The organism is uncultured Veillonella sp., from assembly GCF_934190855.1.
Classification (GTDB): Bacteria; Bacillota; Negativicutes; order Veillonellales; family Veillonellaceae; genus Veillonella.
The window spans coordinates 1-5,482 of sequence record NZ_CAKPTN010000108.1 but is presented as its reverse complement, the minus strand read 5'-3'; the positions used below and the strand labels follow the sequence as shown (position 1 = coordinate 5,482).

5 protein-coding genes and 1 pseudogene are annotated in these 5,482 nt (G+C 38.3%); all 6 read left to right on the top strand.

Annotation, left to right across the window (positions count from 1 at the left end):
• A pseudogene (locus tag Q0F90_RS09230) lies at positions 1–139 on the top strand (PTS sugar transporter subunit IIA); the annotation flags it as partial.
• A gap of 21 nt (positions 140–160) precedes the next feature.
• Entirely contained in the window at positions 161–436 is a 276-nt protein-coding gene (locus Q0F90_RS06815; protein WP_296004301.1) for a PTS sugar transporter subunit IIB, read from the top strand.
• Between the two features lie 31 nt (positions 437–467).
• Complete coding sequence (locus tag Q0F90_RS06810) at positions 468–1,835, top strand: PTS ascorbate transporter subunit IIC (RefSeq protein ID WP_009351123.1); 1,368 nt, start codon at positions 468–470, stop codon at positions 1,833–1,835.
• Positions 1,835–2,230, top strand: coding sequence for a YbaN family protein (locus tag Q0F90_RS06805; protein ID WP_296004300.1), 396 nt, complete (start codon positions 1,835–1,837; stop codon positions 2,228–2,230). Before Q0F90_RS06810 ends, Q0F90_RS06805 begins: the two co-directional genes overlap by 1 nt.
• A gap of 194 nt (positions 2,231–2,424) precedes the next feature.
• Complete coding sequence (locus Q0F90_RS06800) at positions 2,425–3,315, top strand: helix-turn-helix transcriptional regulator (RefSeq protein WP_367113420.1); 891 nt, start codon at positions 2,425–2,427, stop codon at positions 3,313–3,315.
• A gap of 233 nt (positions 3,316–3,548) precedes the next feature.
• Positions 3,549–5,482, top strand: a 1,934-nt coding sequence (locus tag Q0F90_RS06795; RefSeq protein ID WP_296004302.1) for a TonB-dependent receptor domain-containing protein, incomplete at its 3' end; no start/stop codon positions are given.

Sequence of the window (5,482 nt, the reverse complement as noted above, 5' to 3'; positions counted from 1 at the left end):
TAATAAGGATGAGCATATTCAATTGTTGACGGATATTGCTACTTTATTTGAGGATGACGAATTTTTAGATGCAGCCGTTGAGTTTGAAAGTATCGACGATGTACAAGCATTTTTGGCTGAGCATTTAGACGATCAATAATAGATATAGAAGGAGGCAATTATGATTTCTGTATTAACTGTATGCGGTAATGGCATTGGTTCTAGCTTGATGCTTAAAATGAAAATCGAAGAGATTTGTGCTGAAAACGGCATTGATGCACAAGTTGAGTCTATCGATTTTAATGCGGCTCAAGGTCGTAAGGCTGATCTTATCGTAACTGTAAAAGAATTGGCAGAACAATTCGAAGGCAAAAATATCGCTATTGTTCGTAGCTATATTAATAAAAAGAAAATCACAGAAGATATTCTTGATGCATTAAAACAAGCAGCTCAATAAGATGTAACAACTATATATAGGAGGTAGTGCCATGGAAATGGTATTAGAGTTCTTACGTGACGTGCTGTCTCAACCAGCACTTTTAATTGGTATTATGTCATGTGTAGGCTTAGTTGCTTTGAAACGTCCGTTTCATAAGGTAATGACAGGTACATTGAAACCGATTCTTGGCTACTTGATGCTCGCAGCAGGTGCTGGTGTTATCGTTAGCAATCTTGATCCACTAGGCAAGATGATTGAACATGGCTTCCATATTACTGGCGTTGTACCAAACAATGAAGCTATCGTAGCTGTTGCACAAAAGGTTCTTGGCGTTGAAACGATGTCTATTCTCGTAGTAGGCTTATTGATGAACTTATGTATTGCTCGTTTCACCAAGTTCAAATATGTGTTCTTAACAGGTCATCACAGCTTGTTTATGGCATGTCTCATGTCTGCCGTACTCGGTACTGCAGGTTTGTCCGGTATGGAGCTTATCCTTGTAGGTGGTTTCTTGATGGGCGCGTGGTCTGCCATTTCTCCAGCTATTGGTCAAAGCTACACATCTAAAGTTACTGATGGTGATGAAATTGCTATAGGTCACTTTGGTAGTTTAGGTTATTATTTATCTGCTTGGGTTGCTCAATATGTAGGTAAAGCTGAAGATAGCACAGAAGATATTGAAATTCCTGAAAAATGGGGCTTCTTGCGTGACTCCACATTATCTACTGCATTGACTATGATCGTATTCTATTTAATCGCCGCAATTGCAGCAGGCTCTGAATTCGTATCTACTTTATCTGGCGATATGAGTCCTTACTTATACGCTGTTATGAGTGCTATGAACTTTGCAGTAGGCGTAACAATCGTATACTCTGGTGTACGTATGATCTTAGGTGATTTGATTCCTGCCTTCCAAGGTATTGCTACAAAAATTATTCCTAATGCCATCCCAGCTGTAGACTGTGCTGTATTCTTTACATATGCTCCAACAGCTGTAGTATTAGGCTTCCTTAGCTCCTTCATCGGTGGTATCATCGGTATGCTTATCCTTGGTGCTGTAGGTGGCGTATTGATCATTCCTGGTCTTGTACCACACTTCTTCTGTGGTGCTACAGCAGGTATCTATGGTAATGCTACTGGTGGTCGTCGTGGTGCAGCTGTAGGTGCTTTCCTTAATGGTTTAGCTATCACATTCTTACCAGCAATGGCACTTCCAGTTCTTGGTCAATTAGGCTTCCAAAATACAACCTTTGGTGATGCGGACTTTGCCGTAATGGGCCTTGTATTAGGTAATGCTTACGAATGGGTAGGTATGGCTGGTATTTATGGTATCGTAGCTATTGCTGCATTAGTACTTATCATTCCTAACTTTATTAAAACAAAAGGTAAAGTTATTAACTACGTAGAAGAGGATTAATGAAAACAACTGAGCAACATAGTAATGTTGTAGTTCGATATGTATTCTTGACCATTGGTGCTATAAGTTTTGTCCTTGGTACAGCAGGTATTGTACTACCACTATTGCCAACAGTTCCTTTTTATATGCTAACCTTATTTTGTTTAGCTCGAGGATCTGAACGATTCCATAAAATGTTTTTGGAGTCTAGTTTATACCAAAAGACCGTTGGTGCCTATGAACGCGATAAAGCGTTGACGTTGCGGACAAAGTTGTCTATTCTCGCTTCTGTTACTACTATAATGGCAATCGGTGCTTATTTTAGTCAAAATATGCCAGTTGCTCTTATTGTGATGGGCCTCGTATGGGTTGGTCACGTAATAGCGTTAGCTTTTATTGTAAAAACTAAAAAATAAAGAATTATCGATGGTGATTCTGAATATAGCCTCGCAAGTTAGACTACATTAGTTTAACTTACGAGGCTATTCACTTATATTTTTAAAGAAAAAATGAATTATTACTAATTTGAATTTGACAATAGATATCAATAAGTATACTATAATACAATATTAACGTTTATGTTTATAGTATTTGTGTATATGGTGATAGTATGAATCCACATAATCATGCAGTTTCACATGCAGGAACCACTATGTCGAGACATACAGTGTTTGACGGTATCGATTTGATGTTCCTCGACGTGAAGCAAGAAACGATTCAATTTTATGCTAAATCACATACAAAGACGTTTGCCATAAACCATTGTGAAGAGGGACGCATTGAGTGTCGATTTACATCTGGTGAGTATTTATATATGGGGCCAGGGGATATGTCGCTAGGGTGGCATACTCACGCTGATTATCAACATGAGAACTATTTCCCTACAAAACTATTTAAAGGGATTGTATTACTGGTAGATGTTGAAAAAGCACAACCCGTATTAGATGCACTTGTCACGGATACGCGCATCGATTTAACTCAATTAGCGAATCGGTTTTGTGAGCATTCTGACTTTGGTATGATGATGGAAGAGACGGAATCTGTTCGTCAGATTTTTTCTAGTTTATATAATGTGCCTACTCAAATTAAAGAGCACTATTTTAAGTTAAAAATTATTGAAATCTTTTTGTTGTTATCTGTTATTTCCACAGATAATCATGAAAAAAGAAGTTCCTATCGTAAACAACAAGTAGATATTGTAAAAGCTGTAAATGAATACATATCGACAAAGTTTATGAAACGTATAACCATTGATTCCTTGTCCGAGCAGTTTGATATTCCTACATCAACATTAAAACGCTGCTTTAAAGGGGTATATGGGACGACAATCCACCAATATCTAAAGGAATGTCGTATTAATGCAGCTAAGCGATTGCTTGAAGAGTCAGATCAATCTGTTTTAGAGATTGCTAATGCCGTAGGCTACGAGAATGGCAGTAAATTTACTAGTGCATTTAAAGAGGCTACAGGAGTCACTCCAAGCGCTTATCGTAAGATATAACAACTTAATATTGTCCGAAATGTATATTTTTGGTCTTTTCGGAGTAGATATGCAAGATACACTTTGTTACTATTAAACTTGTAAATGATTTTCAATGTCATTAAATAGTAGTGGAGTGTATTTTTATATACCTAGTTTGAAATAGAGTTTTTGGAGGATAGCTGATGAATAGGCGGTTTACACGGGCAAGCCGATATTTGATACTGTCTTGTGCAGTAGCATATTGGTTGCAAATGCCTATCACTACCATGGCGGAAAATGCAACAGTAACAACTGATGTTGTTCATGTTCGAGGCACATGGGCTGAAGAGTTAGCAAAACAAGAGTCGCAACAAACGACGATTATTACAAAGCAAGATATTGCGAAGAAACAAGCGAAATCTGTGGAAGATATTGTGTTTACAGAAACAGGTGTTTCTAGAACGGTTGATGCTATGGGCCGTGTTGGGGTATCGATTCGGGGGGCCGATCCACGACATACGCTTATCTTAGTAGATGGTCAACCTGTCATGGGGGACCTTGCAAAATACCAAGGTGCTGGTGATGAGTTGCAACGTCTTGGTACGGAAAATGTGGAACGCATCGAAGTTATCCAAGGTGCAGCTAGTGCCAAGTATGGCTCTGATGCTATTGGCGGTGTTATCAACGTTATTACCAATAAACCTAAAAAAACGGCCTCTGTACAATTTAATGCGGAAGGGCGTAGAGAAAAAGGGGATGGCGATGTTGTGCCATACTCTAACTTCTTTATGCGTGCTGATTCTGGTTCCTTAGGTAAATTAAAGGTTAATATTCACGGTAGTAAACGTGATATCATGCCTATTTATGCTAGTGAAGCTCGTCGTGCAACGACCATGACTAGTGATGAAGACCATGGTTTCTTAAAGAACTCCTTGCGTTATTATGGTACTAATTCTAATGTAGGTCTTGGTGCGACGTATGACTTTAATAAAGACCATTCTCTTGCACTTCGTATTGACCGCTATAACGAGGATCTAGAACGATATGTAAAACGTAGTGATTCCTTTATGGAACCACAAGTACATTACAAACGTGATTTAGATCGTAATAATCTTAACTTAAGTTATACAGGAAAAGATCAGAAAAGTAACTGGAAGGCAGAGGTTAACTATACACGTACTAAAGAGGATGATTTAACATTAACTAGTGATTATGGTAATAGTACCTATGAAGGTAAGAATACATTAAACTATGTAGATAATGTGGACCATCGCCAATGGAACTTAACACTCAGTGCAGATACTCAGCTTAATAAAGATCATCTCTTATCCTATGGCATGGGTTTCGTTCGTGAAACTGGTGAAGGTAGTCGTCTTAAAAATGCTCCTACCACTTATAAACGGCATATCGATCCGTGGGATTATGATAAAAGTTTAGCTGTCAAAAATGGCGTACCATCTTCTACGATTTATGACCATTCTTTCAAAAAGAATGAAGCCGGCGTAGAGCAATGGAATAAGGAGAAAGAATGGTATAACGGCGATAAAAATAAGCCTAGTACATTACCAGAATTCACCTACGAAGAATATGTTCAATATTTAGAGTCTAATGACAGCGATTCTTCAGCCGTTATGGGCTTAGTTGATGGTCCGACTACGGAACGGACCTTGAAAAAACTTAACCCTGAAGCCTATGCACGCTATCAACAATTTGCTAAACGATTGTTAGCGGAAAATAAAGCTTTCATCGAAGATTACCACGCCAATAAGGAAGGTAAGACTGATGCAAACGGCAAATATTACCCAGCTCTTCACGATGCCTATTTGCCAAGTTTCTACTACGGTGCCGTATCCGATTTTGACTCTACACAATTAAAATTAAACGGTGCTTACTTTAAGGAAGAGTATTTAAAACGTGTCAATCAACAAACAGCAGGCCGTGCAGAGATTAAGAAGTTTAATTTCTATGTACAAGATACATGGCAAGTTAATAAGAACACTACCTTATCACCCATTGTCCGCTTAGACCACAGTGATAAATTTGGTTCTAATGTATCTTTTAATTTGGGCATGACTCATAATGTGAAAGGTAATGTTCATCGTCGATTAAAAGCGAATGTAGGCACAAGTTACACCGAACCAGGTATGGGGGAATTGTACTATAACTGGGAAATGTATGGTCCTAATATTACCTTTGCTACCATAGG

What these genes read in the sequence shown, in the direction of transcription:
- Q0F90_RS06810 (WP_009351123.1), top strand. Translation starts at nt 468, where the DNA reads ATGGAAATGGTATTAGAGTTCTTACGTGACGTGCTGTCTCAACCAGCA.
- Q0F90_RS06805 (WP_296004300.1), top strand. Translation starts at nt 1,835, where the DNA reads ATGAAAACAACTGAGCAACATAGTAATGTTGTAGTTCGATATGTATTC.
- Q0F90_RS06815 (WP_296004301.1), top strand. Translation starts at nt 161, where the DNA reads ATGATTTCTGTATTAACTGTATGCGGTAATGGCATTGGTTCTAGCTTG.
- Q0F90_RS06800 (WP_367113420.1), top strand. Translation starts at nt 2,425, where the DNA reads ATGAATCCACATAATCATGCAGTTTCACATGCAGGAACCACTATGTCG.